The sequence below is a fragment of the Enterobacter cloacae complex sp. I1M genome, from assembly GCF_014982425.1.
GTDB classification, from domain to species: Bacteria; Pseudomonadota; Gammaproteobacteria; order Enterobacterales; family Enterobacteriaceae; genus Enterobacter; species Enterobacter intestinihominis.
Genome location: NZ_JADCLG010000031.1, coordinates 34,309 through 49,812 on the forward strand (window position 1 = coordinate 34,309; position 15,504 = coordinate 49,812).

Consider the following 15,504-nt stretch of genomic DNA (forward strand, 5'->3'; position numbering starts at 1 on the left):
GCCAGAATAAGGGGGCTGCCGCCCCTGTTAATTTACTATTTGCGACCAGATCGCTAATTCATCGATCCCCAGATATTCACGGAAAATTAAACCATCACGTAATTCAAGCTGGCTGATACCGGTAATTGATATGGGTTTACGGGTTGGCGCACCAAATTTGCCGTAACCGTCATGCCAGGTTAATAACGACCAGCGCAGGGAAAGCCGAATCGGCTCGTTAGGATCTTTACGCACAATCAGATGATGGAGCTGCGTTTCGCTGTCGGCAAATGAAGCGCGGTAGCCAGAAAGCTGTGCGCCAATTTCCTGCTCACCGGTGCAGAGGCAATGACCCGGCGCGTAAAGCGTCGCCGCCGGGTGATAGAGACCGGGCACCACGCCACTGTTACCGCCCGCCCACATGGTTAAGTAGCGCTCAACGACGCCTGCCAGCGCCCCTTCTACGTCGTCGCCCTCGGGCCCGCCCGCCCAGCGGGCATCCAGCGTCTCGGCAGAGACCGCCTCCACGCCAAGCTGCTGGCGCATGGTCGCCAGGTTAAAGGCAAATTCGCGGATATCCAGCCCCAGTTGCGCCACAATCGCAGCACGATCCTGAAGCAGCCACTCCTGGCGTACGGCCCCATCAACACAGATGCGATCGGCCCAGGTGCGGACCCAGACATTTTTCCCGGTCGGCGGGCCAAAAAATCCCTCCCCCTGATGCTGAATGCGGGCTACGGTACGCTGAGCCGCATAGTACTCGTCCCCCGGGTTCTGGCTGCACAGAATATCCTCCGTCAGCACCGCTCGCTGCGGGAAGCTGTGCATCGCCTCAAGCGTCAGGCGCATAAACTGGGAAAGCTCATGCAGCTGTTTTTCGGGGGTAGTGAAAACCACCGGCGTGGCGTAAAAATCCGCCAGCTGGCCGATATCTTTCTGCTCCCACACCACGTGCGTCAGCGTCAAAATGAACTGCTGGATAGAGTCGAATTGAGGGCTGAAGCCCCGCAATCTGGTCATGTGCGCTCCTTAGACTGGAATAGCGTTAAACCATTGGTTTCGATAACGCCGCTGCGTGGGCGACGCGCCGAGTGGCGTATCACCAGCGTACCGGGCACCGTAATCTGTTCAGGCTCTATGGTTCCGCTGTCAATTTGCTTCATTAACAGTTCCACCGTGGCATCTACCATCGCGCCGACCGGCTGCGACGCCGAGGTCAACGCATAAGAGGGCCAGCCGGAAGGGCCGATGTCGTCATACCCGACAATGGAGACCTCCTCCGGAATGCGCAAACCAAACTCATAGCGCGCCACATCCATTACCGTGACGGCCATATGATCGTTGGCGACAAAGACCGCATCCGGCGCTGGCGACGCCGAAAACAGGGTATAAGCCGCCCGGGTGGTTTGCTGAGCGTCGTAATTCCCGTGCACCACCTGCACATCGGTGATGCCAAGTTCTTCCAGCGTGGAGATGAACCCGCGCTGGCGGGCGATATTGACCGGGGAATCCGCCACGCCGCCCACGTAGGCAAAACGCTTGTGCTCCCCCGCCAGCAGAAACTCGGCAATCTGCCGCGCGGCCGCTTCGTTATTACTGTTGACGCTGGAGGCCATGCCACTCTCTTCGCTGCGGTTAAACAGCACTACCGGGATCCCGGCGGCAAGACACTCCTCGGACAACTCCAGCGACAGCGTCACCGAGGCCAGCACAATGCCATCCACCCGGTACTGCATAATCTGGTCAAAAATACGGTCAACGTTACCTTCCCGGTCGCCAACGAACAGCAGCAGGTGATAGTTCAGCGTATCCAGCTTTTGTGCCAGCGCCTCCAGCACCTGCGAGTAAAAGGGGTTATCAAAGTAAGAAATGACGACACCGATAATGCGCGAACGCGCCGTGTTGAGCGAACGGGCGATCGCATTCGGGCGATAGCCCAACTCGCGCGCCGCCTTCAGCACTTTTTCACGCGTTGCCGGTGAAATGCTGGCCCCCGGCGTGAACGTTCGCGACACCGCAGATTGCGATACCCCCGCCAGTTGAGCGACCTGTTGGGATGTGACTGCTGCAAAAGTCTTACGTTTCATTACCCCTGATTCCTTATCAACGTCCTGCCCATTTGCGCGTGCTTCAAACGCCTCAGCAAGTGGGTGTTTTTTATACTTACACCACCTTTGCATGCGTATGCAACACAAAAAATTAAAATTCTCACAACAAGATCGAGATCACTTTACAAACATGAAACCTTTTCGTAACTTCAAATCTTGAATACGTATGCAAAGAGTTTTCATACCGTCAATGGTACCGGAGAGAACAGGAGTCGCCCAAAGGATTGAACCGGTAAACGTCGTCCCTGACTGGTTATAACCCATTAATTCTTAAGAGGTTCAAAACCATGTTTCAAGCACTGTTACGCCGTCGGGAAGCCCGGCTCTTTTTCATCATCAGCATCCTGTTCTTTATCTGCATCCATAGCATTGATGCATTCCTGGCCCCCATGATGATCAACCAGGGCATTGAGCCACAGATCATGGGCATCATCATGGGCGCATCCGGGCTGGCAACCCTTCTGATACGCTTCCCGTTAGGCATTATTTCCGACGTGGTTAAAAGCCGCAGGATCTTCATCCAGATTGGCCTGCTGCTGCCAATTATCGCCTGGCCAATTGCCTGGCTTGAACCCAATGCCATTACGCTGTATCTGGCGAAAGCGGCAGACGGCGTCACGGCGGCGACATGGGTGCTGTACAATATCCTGTTCATGCGTTACTTCGGTCGCAACGAAGCCCCTGCCGCCGTCGCGCTGCTGGCGCTGGCAGGGCCCATCGGCGTGTTTCTCGGCAACTGTATTGGCGCGGTGCTGATCCACTATTTCGCCAATAACATCGCCTTTTTTGTCTCCTGCATCTCCGCCCTGGTGGCGTTGATCCTGACGACCCGCATTCAGGACGTGCACGACCCGGTGCAGGCCCCCACGCTTAAAGCCTGCATCACCGGCGCGCGCCAGCAGCTGGCCGACCGTTCCGTCTGGCTGATTGGCATCCTGGCGACCGTCGTCATTCTGGTGCCCTTCGCCACCCGGGACACGCTGACGCCGGTCTACGCCGAACAGCTCGGCGCCCGGGCGGGGATCCTCGCGGTACTCGGAAACATCCACCTTCTGTTTTACGGGCTGGCCATCGCCCTGTGCAGCTCGGTGTTTTATCAGCGCCTTGGGCTGGTAAAAACCGCCGTGCTCGGCATCGTTTTACAGGTGATCTCCACCTTCGGCATTCCCTTTACCAGCAATATGTACGTCATTTACCTGTGGCAGGCGCTGGCAGGTTTTTCGTTCGGTATGGCCTTTGCCGCATTCATGTCGCTCAGCGTAGTGAATACCTCGTCTGATGAACAATCCACGCGAATGGGACTATTCCAGACCATTTATTCCTGCGGGATGTTTGTCGGGCCGGTAATGATGGGCGTAATGATGCAACATATTAACCTGTCGTCCGGTTATATATTGATTGCCGCCCTTTCCGTTGTGGCCGCTATTGCCACGCCGCTGTCCGCTCGATGGGTATATGCCCGTAAAACGCAAACCTCAGCCCAATTATTAAAAAACGGTGCGTACGCCGCCGCGCCGGATCAATAACCCACTCTGAAGTAAACACCCTTTCCCGGACTGCCGGGAGGACAACTGACATCTAAAAAAGGTAAGGAGAAGCGTGTGTCCTGGAAATTAAAAACCGGTAAATCTACCGAAGAGCGCCAGCAAGCCAACCAGCAAATAAGAGAAACGGTTGAGCAAATACTTGCGGATATTGAAAAGCGTGGAAATAAAGCCATTCGCGAATTATCCATTAAATTCGATCGTTATGACCGTCAGGATTATCGTCTGACCCCCGCGGAGATCGACCGCTGCATAAAACAGTTAAGCCGCCAGGATATTCAGGATATTGAATTCGCCCAACAGCAGGTGGCGAATTTTGCCCGCGCGCAGAAAGAATGCCTGCGGGATCTGGAAATTGAAACGCGTCCCGGCGTTATTCTCGGGCATAAAAATATTCCGATTAACGCCGTGGGATGTTACGTGCCTGGCGGAAAATATCCCCTGCTCGCCTCCGCGCACATGTCGATTATCACCGCCAGCGTGGCGGGGTGCTCAAGAATTATCAGCTGTGCCCCGCCGTTTAACGGTCAGCCCGCCCCGGCGATTGTCGCGGCGCAAAAAATGGCTGGCGCAACGGAAATCTATGCCCTTGGCGGCATTCAGGCGATAGGCGCCATGGCGCTGGGCACGGACTCGCTGGCACCGGTCGACATGCTGGTCGGCCCCGGTAACGCCTTCGTCGCGGAGGCCAAACGCCAGCTGTTCGGCCGGGTAGGTATCGATCTGTTTGCCGGTCCGACGGAAACGCTGGTGATTGCCGATAACACCGTTGACGCGGAAATGTGCGCCACGGATCTGCTGGGCCAGGCCGAACACGGCGTCACCACCCCTGCCATCCTGCTGACGAACTCGCTCCAGCTTGCCAAAGAGACGCTCAGCGAAGTGGAACGGCTGCTGAAAAAGCTCCCTACCGCCGACATTGCCCGCCAGTCCTGGCAGGACTACGGGGAAATCATCGTCTGCGACAGCTACGAAGAGATGCTGCTGGAGGCAGATCGTATCGCTTCCGAACATGTTCAGGTGATGACCGACCGGGACGACTGGTTCCTGGCTAACCTGACCAATTACGGCGCGCTGTTCCTTGGGCCGCGTACTAACGTGGCCTACGGCGATAAGGTGATCGGAACCAACCACACCCTGCCGACGCAAAAAGCCGCACGCTATACCGGCGGCCTGTGGGTGGGCAAGTTCATGAAAACCTGCACCTTCCAGAAAGTCCTCAGCGACGAAGCCACTGCCGAAATCGGCAGCTATTGTTCGCGTCTGTCGTTGCTGGAGGGTTTCGCCGGACATGCCGAGCAGGCCAATATTCGCGTGCGCCGTTATGGCCAGACGGAGGTTCCCTACGCCACACCGGCCCCGGTCAGGGAAAAGGTGTAAGCCATGACGCTTTTGCAAACGCCCTCTTTCACCCTGCACGGCAAACGCGCGCTGGTAACCGGCGGGTCAAGAGGGATTGGCTTCGCTGCCGCCGTCGCCCTCGCACAGGCGGGCGCAGAGGTATGGATCGCCGCCCGGGGCCACGAGGCGCTGGCGCATGCCGCAAGTCTGGCAGCGGAACACAGGCTCGCATTTCACCCGCTGGAGCTGGATATTACCGACGCTCAGGAGGTGGAGCGTGTGCTGGCGACATTGCCCACGCCCGACATTCTGGTGAACAGTGCCGGGCTGGCACGCCACCAGCCGTTTCTTGAGGTGAACGAGGACAATTTCGATGCGGTGATGGCGCTTAACCTGCGCGCCACCTTTTTTGTCAGCCAGCGCGTGGCGCGCAGAATGCGGGCGGGCGGTAAGGGAGGGTCGATTATTCACATCTCATCGCAAATGGGACACGTTGGTGGCCCCGAGCGTAGCGTGTACTGTGCCTCCAAATTCGCGCTTGAAGGGTTAACCCGAACGATGGCGCTAGAACTGGGCGATGCGGGGATCCGCGTTAATACGCTGTGCCCGACCTTCATTGAAACCGACCTGACGCGCCCGGCGCTTGCCGATCCGGCGTTCCGCCACTACGTGCTGGACAACATCAAGCTGCGCCGGTTAGGCAGGCTGGAGGACATTATGGGCCCGGTAGTGTTTCTCGCCTCAGATGCCGCCGGGCTGATCACCGGCAGTGCCCTGATGGTTGACGGCGGCTGGACGGCTACGTGAGGGATGCAATGGAATATCCGCTTCTGGACAATACCGATCTGCCACTGGTGCTGCTTGGTGGCACGCTTTGTAACGCCCGGCTCTGGCAGCCCGTCATTGAACGGCTGAATGTCGCAGCGGTGTCCTGTATTACGCTGACGGGTGCGGAGTCCGCGCCGCAGGCGTCACGGCGGTTATTAGAGGTTCTGCCGCCGCGCTTTCTGCTGGCAGGGTTTTCTCTCGGTGCCATAGTCGCGCTGCAAATGGCCGCCGACGCGCCAGAAAGAGTGAACGGGCTGACGCTGATTTCCGTTAATCCGTTGCCCGTTGCGCCAGACACCCTCGCTTCACGCCGGGAAGCGGTACGCACCGCACAGGCGCGGGGCCTGGCCGACTGGCTGGTCTCCTCGCTGTGGCAGAGCTATGTCGCCCCGTCACGTCTGTCCGATCGGATCCTGCAAGAGACTATTTGCCGAATGGCGCAAGAGTGCGGCATTGAGACCTTTGCCGGGCAAACGGAAATGGCCATTCACCGGCAGGACAACCGGACTGCGTTTAACGCCCTCTCCTGCCCCACATTACTTCTAAACGGCGCGCAGGACGTTATCTGCACGCCCCATCATCATCAGCTACTGGCCGCAGGCAACGCGAACGTGACCAGACATACGGTGGAGGCTGGCGGGCATTTTATTCCGCTGGAAACCCCGGATGAGATCGCGCCGCTGCTGCGTCAGTGGATAACGGAGTGCATACAGTGCGCAAAAACAGTTTAAAGACCGCATTTCTGGAAAATACTCCCATCATAAACGGCTGGCTGGCGATCCCGTCAGGTTATAGCGCGGAAATTATGGGCCATCAGGGTTACGACGCCGTCACCGTCGATTTGCAGCACGGCATGATTGATTTTGCCAGCGCGCTGTCAATGCTACAGGCGCTATCGGCCACGCCTGCCGTGCCGCTGGTGCGGGTGGCAGATAACGATCCGGCGCAAATCATGCGCGTATTAGACGCAGGAGCCTACGGCGTAATCTGCCCGATGATCTCCAGCGCGGAACAGGCTCGCCGTTTTGTCGCGGCCTGTCGCTATCCACCGCTGGGTGTTCGCTCCTTTGGTCCGGCCAGGGGTCTACTCTACGGCGGCAGTGATTATCCACAGCACGCTAACAACGAGATCCTGACGCTGGCGATGATCGAAACCCGCGAAGGGCTGGCTGATCTTGACGCCATCCTTGATACCGAAGGGCTGGACGGTGTGTTTATTGGCCCCAACGATCTCTCACTGACGCTGACCGGCAGCGCCAGCGCCGAATCGCAACATCCCGAAATGCTTGCTGCTATTGAGCGGGTGATTCACTGCTGCCGCCAGCAGCAGAAGATTGCCGGAATTTTCTGCACTTCCGGCGCGGCCGCCGCAGCGCGCATTGATCAGGGTTTTCAGTTTGTTACCCCTGCAAACGACGTTATGCAACTGGGTCGCGCCTCGCGTGAAGCCATTGCCCTCGCCCGCGGCAACGCTATCCCTACCACCGGTGCATCCGGTTATTAAAAGGAGAAATAATGAAAACCATCCATCTTACCCAGAGTCAGGCACGAACACGGTTAATCGCCCCCGAGGACATGGTTTCCTGTAATCTTGCTTTTATTGATTGCAAGCTACCCGGCTCGCATCTCAAACAAAACTATTCCTTCATCGGCCCGGGTGTAACCCAGTCCAGCGAGCAGGTCGTCAATATTCCCGAGCCGCACGGCTTTAACATTGGCGCGGCGGCTATGCCGAAAGGGGTGACGAATAACCTACATCTGCATTTCACCGCCGAGGTGTTCCTGATCCATGAAGGAACATGGCGTTTTCGCTGGGGCGCCAACGGCGAGCATGAAGCTGAATTTAGCGCACCCACTATCCTTTCAATACCGACCTGGATCTTCCGCGGTTTCACCAACGTCAGTAAAGAAGAGACCAGCGGTATGGTGTTTACGGTGCTCGGCGGGGACAACACGGGCGGCATCATCTGGCATCCTTCCGTGCTGGCGGCAGCCAGCGAATACGGAATGTATTTGAGTAAAGACAACATGCTCATCACACAGGAAACCGGCGATCCGCGGCCTGACCCCGCCGCGCTGCTGACGCCGCTGTCAGAGGAATATATTGCCGGGCTGCGTGACTACAGCGTTGAGGAGATGCGCCAGCGTGCGGTAACCGGCGATGACCGCTGCTGGTCAGCCCAGGGACTGCTGGATTCGGTGCTGCCAGGACACGGCGGCGAAATTGCGCCGGTTATCGGTTTCGGCATTTCACAGGATCGGGATTCCGCTCCCGCTATCGTGAGCCCGCACGGTTTTTCCGTCGAATGGCTGCGTCTCGCCGAGGATCACGTTGTGGGCCGCCATCTCTGCCCGGATATTCAGGTCATTATGGTCTTTAAAGGCCAGCTGGAGGTCACCTGGAACGAGGCGGGCGAAGAAGTGAGCGTTATCGCTCCGGAACGTTCGGTGATCTCTGTTCCGGCAAACAGCTGGCGTCGCTACCGCGCGGTTGACGGCAAAACGGAGTTTATTCTGACGACCCGCGGCGATCAGCGTAAGCGCCTCTACTGGGATGAAGCGATCCTGCAACAGGCGAGAGAACACAATCGCTGTCTCGATCCCGATGGCTACGTAGCCGATGCCGACATCCTGCCTGCCACGGCCCGTCGGGCCGGTGCGATACTGGAGACATGCAACAGTAACAAAACCTGAATTATCCGTTGAGCTCACTTGCCGGATCCGCTGCGTTCGTTGAGAGGCATGCCAGCCTGCATTTTCAGCCTGTTAACGAACCAGCGTCCGGCCGGGCCGGGCGGATGTTCCTCCAGGTGCACCGCCTGCATGGAAAAACCGGGCCCGACGTCGGGCTGCATCGGCACGTTCAGCGTAACCAGTTTTCCCGCTGCGAGATCTTCCTCGACCATTGGCAGCGGCATATAACCCCACCCCAGTCCGGCACGCAGGAAGGCGTGCTTCGCGCCCATATCCGCTAAATGCCATGTCTTTGACGACATGACGCCAAAGCTTCGGCCCACGGTAAGAGAGGAGCGATCGGTCAGCACCAGCTGGACGTGTTCCTGTAAAAGTGAACGAAGGATCGGACCGGACGCGTTCGCCAGCGGATGCTCAGGGGAGACAACGGCCACCGCAGGCACGCTGAGAAGGAATTCTGAGATGCATCCCGCCGGAAGATGCGGCAGCGATCCGGTTATCGCCACCCGGCAATGACCGTCCAGTAAAGGCTGGAACACCGCCCCCAACGCTTCCACATACAAACGCAGCGGGGTGTCAGGAAATGCCTGCTGAAACGCCTGCACCGCAGCGGTGAGCTGCGCTACGGGAAACATCACGTCGACGGACACCGCCAGTTCAGGCTCAAGACCTTCGGCTAAGGTGCGTGCCTTCGCCTTAAAGGCGTCCATCCCGGCAGTGGCAAGACGCGCCGCTTCCAGCATGGCGACGCCCGCCTCCGTCAGCGTCGGATAACGCCCGGTACGATCGAATAATGGAAACCCGACCTGTGCCTCAAGGTTTGCCAGCGTCGCGCTGACAACCGACTGCGCGCGCCGCAGCCTGCGACCGGCGGCGGAAAAACTCCCTTCATCAACGGCAGCAATAAAGGTGCGGAGTTGATCAACAGACATACCGTCCAGCATGTATCGCTCCAGCAGATGGATCCCATCTAATTATATAGGCTATTCAGATAGGTCAAAGATTACTACTCTCAGTGCATGTTCACTACTCTTCAATGAAGGAAATACAATATGAAAACGACTACTGTAGGTATCATCGGCGCTGGCGCTATCGGGCAAGCCTTTGCAGAACAACTGGTTAAAGCGGGCATGAACGCTATTCTGAGTAACAGCCGCGGGCCGGAAAGCCTGACTGCGGTGGTTGAGAAACTGGGCCACGGGGCTCGCGCTGGCACCGTAGAACAGGCCGCCCAGGCCGACATCGTTTTTGTCAGCACAAACTGGGACAAAACCGAGGCCGCGTTACGCGGCATCGACTGGGAGGGGCGTATCCTGATCGACGCGACCAACCCGGTCATACTGCCAGGCTTCACGCTGGCTGAACTGGGCGGAAAAAACTCAAGCCAGGTGGTGACACAGTGGGCTCCGGGTGCACGCGTCGTTAAAGCCTTCAATACTCTCCTTGCAGGGGTGCTGGCTCAGGATCCGGCGCAGGCGGGTGGCCGTCGTGTCGTCTTTATCTCCGGAGACCATCTTGACGCAAAGGCGGAAATAACAGCCTTAGCCGGGCAACTGGGCTTCGCAAGTATTGATTTAGGCAGCCTGGAGGTTGGCGGTACGCTACAACAATTCCCCGGAGGGCCTCTTCCGGCGGTGAACCTGGTGCAACTGGCATAGCTAAAGGCAACGATAAATATGACGCAGCGTACTTCCGCAGAGACCTTTGAAGAATACCTTCCCGGCAAGCTGATCAGGGAACATCGGGCGCAATCTTCCCGGGATGTATTCGTGCAAATTCTGGCGCGCAGACACGTGCAGGAAAACGTCATTATTCCGGCAGTGCCGGAGCCTTTTATCGTCTGGATCCTCTCAGGTAATGCCGTCGTTGAGGAGCGTTCCCCCGGTGAGCCGTGGTTAGCAAACCGCGTTACCGCAGGCGATTTCTTTCTCACAACGGCGGCTTCTCCTACTGAAATGCGCTGGCACGCCGGGCCAGATACGCCTTTCGTCGTTATGCATGTTTATATGGGAGTGGCTATGATGCAGGAGTATGAACTGCGGGAAGTCTCCGGCGCGCGCGACGACACGCTATCCGCCCTGCTGGAGCAGATACGTCAGGAGCTGTATCTGCAAAATCCACCCAGCGGCCCGTTTATCCAGGGCATTGCGCAGGCGCTGGCAGTACATCTGATTCGCACCTATGGCACACATGCGAAACGACACCGCGGGGGCTTGCAAGCATTTAAGCTGCACCGGGTCTTCACGGCAATGCGTGAAGGGTTAGCCCAGCCGTTTGACCTGGCACGCCTGGCTGAACTGACCGATCTTAGCGAATACCATTTTAGCCGCGCCTTTAAACAGTCAACCGGACTTTCCCCTTCTCACTACTTTATCCGGCTACGCATGGAGGAGGCGCGTCGCATGCTATCGGAAAGCAATGATTCCATTATCAATATTGCACTGAACGTCGGATACACCAGCCCCAGCCACTTTGCTGCCGTATTCCTCAGGCATAACGGCGTGACGCCCTCCCACTATCGCAGCGATGCCGTTCGCAGCAAAAGCCCGACAGTTTGAGCAAAAGCCCGCGCGAAGCGATTGCCAGAAAGATCCATTATTGACCCGTACTTCAGACATTCTTTCTGAAGCGTTGAAATCAACTCTCAAGAGGATCAACTATGGAACTCAACGGTAAAGTCGCGCTCATCACCGGTGCTTCAAGCGGAATTGGTGCCTCCACGGCCAAAAAGTTAGCGGAACAGGGCGTCAGGGTGGGTCTCGCTGCCCGCCGTCTGGATCGTCTTCAGGCGCTGGTGTCTGAAATTGAGGCTGCTGGCGGGGAAGCCATGGCGCTGGCAATGGATGTCACTGACCCGGCCTCAGTTAATAAAGGGGTGGAGGCACTGCACAAACGCTATGGCCATATTGATATCGCCTTTAATAACGCCGGGCTGATGCCGATTTCGGATATCGCCAGCCTCCGGGTTGACGAGTGGCATCGAATGGTAGATGTAAACGTAAAGGGCCTGTTTAACACGGTCGCGGCCGTACTGCCGATTATGCAGTCACAGCGCTCGGGTCATATCATCAATACCTCGTCGATCGCCGGGCGTAAAACGTTTCCCGGACTGGGTGTATACTGCGCGACGAAGCACGCGGTTGCCGCCTTCTCGGATATTTTGCGTATGGAGCTGGCCCCTCAGTTCAACATTCGCGTCACCTCGCTTCAGCCGGGTGCCGTTGAAAGTGAATTATTCGAGCATATCAGTGACGAAAATTATCGTGCACAGATGGAACAGCTGAAGGAGAAGATGACGTTCCTGAAAGCCGATGATATCGCCGACTCGATTCTTTACGTATTGCAGGCACCGGAACATGTGGACGTGGCAGAGCTGTTTATTATGCCGACCGAACAGCCGTGGTAAGAGGGTGAAGCGGGTCAGGCTGGTGCCTGACCCGCTACGTTAGTTTGCAGAGGCCGTAGGTCTGATGGTGATTTCGGTGGTATCGACACTCTCAGGCGCCTCGATGATGTGGCGCACGGCGCGAGCGATATCAGCCGGTTTGAGAGCAATAGCCCGGTACGCATCCATCACCGCCATGGTTTCTTCGTGCGTAATGGTCGAGGCCAGTTCGCTTTCCACTACCCCAGGGTTGACGCAGGTCACACGGATGTTCGAACTTTCCTGACGTAAACCATCGGAAATGGCCCGTACCGCAAATTTGGTCGCGCAATAGACGGCGGCCGTGGGCACGACGGACAAGGCACCAATCGAGCCTATATTGACGATCTGCCCCGAGCCCTGGGCTTCCATAATCGGCAAAACAGCACCAATACCCCACAGTACGCCCTTGATATTTACGTCAATGGTGCGTTCCCACTCATCCTGCTTGCCAGCCGAAAGCGGAGACAGAGGCATAATGCCCGCGTTGTTAATAAGAACGTCAATGCGGCCCCACTTTTCCAGTGCAGCCTCAACGAAGGCAGCCATCGACTGGCGGCTGGTAACGTCTAATACCTGAGCCTCTGCCTCTCCTCCTGCGCTGCGGATTTCATCAGCCAGGGCGTGGATGCGCTCCAGCCTGCGAGCCCCCAAGAAAACTTTTGCGCCTGCCTTTCCCAGCTCTCTGGCAATACCTTCTCCAATACCGCTGGAGGCACCGGTAATTAAGATCACTTTGTTCATGTTTTGCTCCTTCAGTTGAGTTCAAAGCAATCATAGAGTCTCAACATTGTTTCTTGTATCCTGCCTTTACTGGACTCACTGGTTAGCGATGTTAAACAATGAAAATTGATCTTAATTTGTTACCGCTTTTTCTGGCGGTCGCCGAGGAGCGCAGCTTCAGCGCGGCCGCCGGGCGGCTGGGCATCACCCGTTCCGCTGTCAGCCAGGGGATAAGACGTCTCGAAGATGGGTTTCAGACCCTGCTGGTGATGCGCACCACGCGCTCGGTAAGGCTCACCGAAGCGGGTGAACGGTTGCATAAATCGTTGCTGGGGCCCATCGCCAACATTGAGGCGGCCTTTGACGATGTTATCTCGGACAGCATACCGCGCGGACAGCTCAGGATCGCAGTCACCTCAATTGCGGAAGCATTTCTTTCGGGCCCACTGCTCGCCTCGTTTACGGCCGCGCATCCTGCGGTATCGCTTGATGTTTTCGTGTCAGATGAGGAATTCGATATCGTGGCAGCGGGCTATGACGCCGGGGTGAGGCTGGGCGAAGTTATCGAAAAAGACATGATCGCTATTCCCCTTACGGGCCAGCAGCGTGAACGGGTGGTGGCTTCACCTTCCTATCTGGCGACACACTGCGCACCGACGCACCCCCGTGAACTGGTCGCTCATCGGTGTATCGGCTGGCGCCCTTCCCCGGACGTTGCCCCCTATCGCTGGGAGTTTGAGGAAGCAGGCGTCCCTTTCGATGTGGCAATTGAACCACAAATCACCACTAACGATCTGCGTCTTATGCTCAGCCTCGCGCTGGCCGGCGGTGGTATAACCTTTGCCACGGAGGACACCTTCACACCGTACATTGAATCAGGACAGCTGGTTTCCTTACTGGATGCGTTTCTTCCATCTTTTCCTGGTTTTTATCTCTATTTTCCCCAGCGCCACAATATGGCCCCCAAGCTCAGAGCCCTGATCGAGCACATCCGCCAGTGGCGACAGCTCCCCGCCACGCAGCCGACACTGCGTTAAATGGTTCCAACCCTGAATGCAGATTTTCCTCAATCTACTGCATCCCTTTGATGAGCATCAACGACAGCACGTCATTACCATGGAAAATGACAACGGACACGATGGGCAGGACTTCACACAAGGATGGAACCTTAAAAATGTACAGACCAATAGTTGTTATCCTCTTTATTCTTTTGACATTAGCTGCCCTCGTGGAAATCGGCATAATTTCTTTAGGCTAATACCGATAGCCTCTGAAAGGCCACGCTTGCGGCCTTTTATTTATTAAACATGAGAAGAAAATACGTAATTTTTTTGAGTAGCAGAAATTAACCCGCCCGTAAAAATATATTTTATAAATGAGAGAGTTTTAAATATATCATACACCAGATATTTTACCCTAACTTAAACTACAATTAAGCAGCAATTAAACCTAACCAAAATTAGATATTTATCGCATATTATAATTATTAATATCGCCCCACCAGCACCGTTTTAAGGGTTGCACCTTTTACGCCGAAACCCTTTATCCACGCGCCCTCATAGCTAACGAAATATATTCACGCTATCAATTAATCTCCCCTGCAATAGCCGCATTGGGTTTACGAACACTTAATTTGCGTATTCAGACATTTATAGCTATATCATTTTTATAACGAAATAATTTAATACCTGCACAAATAATAAGGCTTATAAATCGCAAACATATAAATAAACAACTATTTCCTGTGTAAATAATTAGCTTTGCCCTGAGGTTGCCACTTTTAATCCTGGCGGGCATCGGTCGCGCTAAACAAAGTAACGGTAAATCCTGTTTATTAAACAGTATTTTCGCCGGGAGCGCGTTCATCCCTTCAGAAACGATGGCTTTGTTTGACACGCCGTAACCAATCACTCTGCTGGAGTAATAACTGTATGAGCCAAATATCTGTTATATCTAAATTAACTGGCGTGGAAACGACCACGGAAGGGACACAGATAACACTCGATCACTCCTCAATCGTTAAGCTTAACGTGGATCGAGCCAACATCGCAGATTACTCCCGCAGCGGAAACGATCTGGTGATTACCCTCAATTCGGGCGAAGTGATTACCCTCAAGAATTTCTACGTTACTGATGCGCAGGGCGTAAGCCAGCTGGTGCTTGAAGAAAGTGACGGAGCGCTGTGGTGGATTGAAGATCCAACCGGTGCCGCGACCTATGAATCCATCGCCTCCACCGATGCATTACTGGCGGCGTCAGGGAGTGATGCCGGCGGCGCCGCTGCGTGGCCCTGGGTGCTGGGTGGCCTGGCCGCCGCAGGTGGGATTGCTATTGCGGCGGGAACCGGCGGTGGAGGTGGCGGAGATGACGATAACAACAACCCGAATCCCGGTAATCCGGGAAATCCTTCCGAACCTGATACTACGCCTCCGAATGCTCCCACTAATCTTCAGGTCTCACCTGACGGCAAAACCGTAACAGGTACGGCTGAACCGGGCAGCACGATTACCCTTAAAGATGCCGATGGCAACACCATTGGAACGGGCAAGGTCGGCAGCGACGGCAAATTTACTATCGATCTCGGTACACCGCTCACCAACGGGGAGCAGATCACCGCCACGGCCACCGACCCGTCCGGCAATACCAGCCAGGGTGGTCAGGTCACAGCACCGGATCTCACCGCGCCGGATGCACCTGCCAATCTGGAGGTTTCGCCTGACGGCAAAACCGTGTCCGGTACGGCTGAGCCGGGCAGCACCGTGACACTGAAAGATGCCGATGGCAACACCATCGGAACGGGCAAGGCTGGCAGCGACGGGAAATTTACTATCGATCTCGGCACGCCGCTCACCAACGGGGAGCA

At 56.2% G+C, this 15,504-nt stretch carries 15 protein-coding genes; 11 read left to right on the plus strand and 4 right to left on the minus strand.

Translation table 11 applies throughout. The features are described from left to right. Positions 1-27: 27 nt before the first annotated feature. Both INF86_RS18340 and INF86_RS18345 read right to left on the minus strand, forming a co-directional pair. On the minus strand, positions 28-999 hold the full coding sequence (locus INF86_RS18340; protein WP_022649093.1) for a nuclear transport factor 2 family protein: 972 nt from the start codon (positions 997-999) through the stop codon (positions 28-30). Further along, positions 996-2,066, minus strand: a complete 1,071-nt coding sequence (locus tag INF86_RS18345) for a LacI family DNA-binding transcriptional regulator (protein WP_193543785.1) — start codon at positions 2,064-2,066, stop codon at positions 996-998. Before INF86_RS18345 ends, INF86_RS18340 begins: the two co-directional genes overlap by 4 nt. Before the next feature lie 308 nt (positions 2,067-2,374). Between INF86_RS18345 and INF86_RS18350 the strand changes: the two genes are divergently transcribed. The 6 genes from INF86_RS18350 to INF86_RS18375 all read left to right on the plus strand — a co-directional run bounded on the left by INF86_RS18350 (position 2,375) and on the right by INF86_RS18375 (position 8,494). After that, positions 2,375-3,613, plus strand: coding sequence for an MFS transporter (locus tag INF86_RS18350; protein ID WP_022649095.1), 1,239 nt, complete (start codon positions 2,375-2,377; stop codon positions 3,611-3,613). A gap of 75 nt (positions 3,614-3,688) precedes the next feature. Beyond that, positions 3,689-5,011, plus strand: a complete 1,323-nt coding sequence (gene hisD / locus INF86_RS18355; RefSeq protein ID WP_063137594.1) for a histidinol dehydrogenase — start codon at positions 3,689-3,691, stop codon at positions 5,009-5,011. A gap of 3 nt (positions 5,012-5,014) precedes the next feature. Beyond that, positions 5,015-5,779, plus strand: coding sequence for an SDR family NAD(P)-dependent oxidoreductase (locus INF86_RS18360; protein ID WP_063137595.1), 765 nt, complete (start codon positions 5,015-5,017; stop codon positions 5,777-5,779). An 8-nt stretch (positions 5,780-5,787) separates the two neighbouring features. After that, positions 5,788-6,531, plus strand: coding sequence for an alpha/beta fold hydrolase (locus tag INF86_RS18365; protein WP_023298422.1), 744 nt, complete (start codon positions 5,788-5,790; stop codon positions 6,529-6,531). Continuing rightward, positions 6,513-7,304: an HpcH/HpaI aldolase/citrate lyase family protein gene (locus tag INF86_RS18370; protein WP_022649099.1), complete on the plus strand. Its 792-nt coding sequence runs from the start codon at positions 6,513-6,515 to the stop codon at positions 7,302-7,304. Before INF86_RS18365 ends, INF86_RS18370 begins: the two co-directional genes overlap by 19 nt. A gap of 11 nt (positions 7,305-7,315) precedes the next feature. After that, positions 7,316-8,494 (plus strand): hypothetical protein, encoded by a 1,179-nt coding sequence (locus tag INF86_RS18375; protein WP_032625878.1) that lies wholly within the window; start codon positions 7,316-7,318, stop codon positions 8,492-8,494. Between the two features lie 14 nt (positions 8,495-8,508). On the opposite strand, the gene INF86_RS18380 is transcribed toward INF86_RS18375, so the two are convergent. Further along, a complete protein-coding gene (locus tag INF86_RS18380; protein WP_022649101.1) occupies positions 8,509-9,438 on the minus strand; it encodes a LysR family transcriptional regulator in 930 nt (309 codons plus the stop codon). 108 nt (positions 9,439-9,546) lie between these two features. Between INF86_RS18380 and INF86_RS18385 the strand changes: the two genes are divergently transcribed. The 3 genes from INF86_RS18385 (at position 9,547) to INF86_RS18395 (ending at position 11,900) form a co-directional block, all read left to right on the plus strand. Next, positions 9,547-10,152 (plus strand): NADPH-dependent F420 reductase, encoded by a 606-nt coding sequence (locus tag INF86_RS18385; RefSeq protein WP_193543786.1) that lies wholly within the window; start codon positions 9,547-9,549, stop codon positions 10,150-10,152. A gap of 18 nt (positions 10,153-10,170) precedes the next feature. Next, entirely contained in the window at positions 10,171-11,052 is an 882-nt protein-coding gene (locus INF86_RS18390; protein WP_022649103.1) for a helix-turn-helix domain-containing protein, read from the plus strand. A 101-nt stretch (positions 11,053-11,153) separates the two neighbouring features. Beyond that, positions 11,154-11,900, plus strand: coding sequence for an SDR family oxidoreductase (locus tag INF86_RS18395; RefSeq protein WP_022649104.1), 747 nt, complete (start codon positions 11,154-11,156; stop codon positions 11,898-11,900). A gap of 39 nt (positions 11,901-11,939) precedes the next feature. On the opposite strand, the gene INF86_RS18400 is transcribed toward INF86_RS18395, so the two are convergent. Next, on the minus strand, positions 11,940-12,662 hold the full coding sequence (locus INF86_RS18400; protein WP_046621224.1) for an SDR family oxidoreductase: 723 nt from the start codon (positions 12,660-12,662) through the stop codon (positions 11,940-11,942). Positions 12,663-12,760: 98 nt separating this feature from the next. Here INF86_RS18400 and INF86_RS18405 point away from each other — a divergent pair, with 98 nt between their 5' ends. Together INF86_RS18405 and INF86_RS22535 are read left to right on the plus strand one after the other, a co-directional pair. Then, positions 12,761-13,678, plus strand: a complete 918-nt coding sequence (locus INF86_RS18405) for a LysR family transcriptional regulator (protein WP_045622892.1) — start codon at positions 12,761-12,763, stop codon at positions 13,676-13,678. 894 nt (positions 13,679-14,572) lie between these two features. Next, the coding region (locus INF86_RS22535) for an Ig-like domain-containing protein (protein ID WP_227414818.1) at positions 14,573-15,504 on the plus strand (932 nt) is incomplete at its 3' end.

Coding starts and splice junctions, on each gene's coding strand:
- INF86_RS18345 (WP_193543785.1), bottom strand. CDS start 2,066: ATGAAACGTAAGACTTTTGCAGCAGTCACATCCCAACAGGTCGCTCAA.
- INF86_RS18390 (WP_022649103.1), top strand. CDS start 10,171: ATGACGCAGCGTACTTCCGCAGAGACCTTTGAAGAATACCTTCCCGGC.
- INF86_RS18360 (WP_063137595.1), top strand. CDS start 5,015: ATGACGCTTTTGCAAACGCCCTCTTTCACCCTGCACGGCAAACGCGCG.
- INF86_RS18365 (WP_023298422.1), top strand. CDS start 5,788: ATGGAATATCCGCTTCTGGACAATACCGATCTGCCACTGGTGCTGCTT.
- INF86_RS18380 (WP_022649101.1), bottom strand. CDS start 9,438: ATGCTGGACGGTATGTCTGTTGATCAACTCCGCACCTTTATTGCTGCC.
- INF86_RS18350 (WP_022649095.1), top strand. CDS start 2,375: ATGTTTCAAGCACTGTTACGCCGTCGGGAAGCCCGGCTCTTTTTCATC.
- INF86_RS18405 (WP_045622892.1), top strand. CDS start 12,761: ATGAAAATTGATCTTAATTTGTTACCGCTTTTTCTGGCGGTCGCCGAG.
- INF86_RS18395 (WP_022649104.1), top strand. CDS start 11,154: ATGGAACTCAACGGTAAAGTCGCGCTCATCACCGGTGCTTCAAGCGGA.
- INF86_RS18400 (WP_046621224.1), bottom strand. CDS start 12,662: ATGAACAAAGTGATCTTAATTACCGGTGCCTCCAGCGGTATTGGAGAA.
- INF86_RS18340 (WP_022649093.1), bottom strand. CDS start 999: ATGACCAGATTGCGGGGCTTCAGCCCTCAATTCGACTCTATCCAGCAG.
- INF86_RS18385 (WP_193543786.1), top strand. CDS start 9,547: ATGAAAACGACTACTGTAGGTATCATCGGCGCTGGCGCTATCGGGCAA.
- INF86_RS18375 (WP_032625878.1), top strand. CDS start 7,316: ATGAAAACCATCCATCTTACCCAGAGTCAGGCACGAACACGGTTAATC.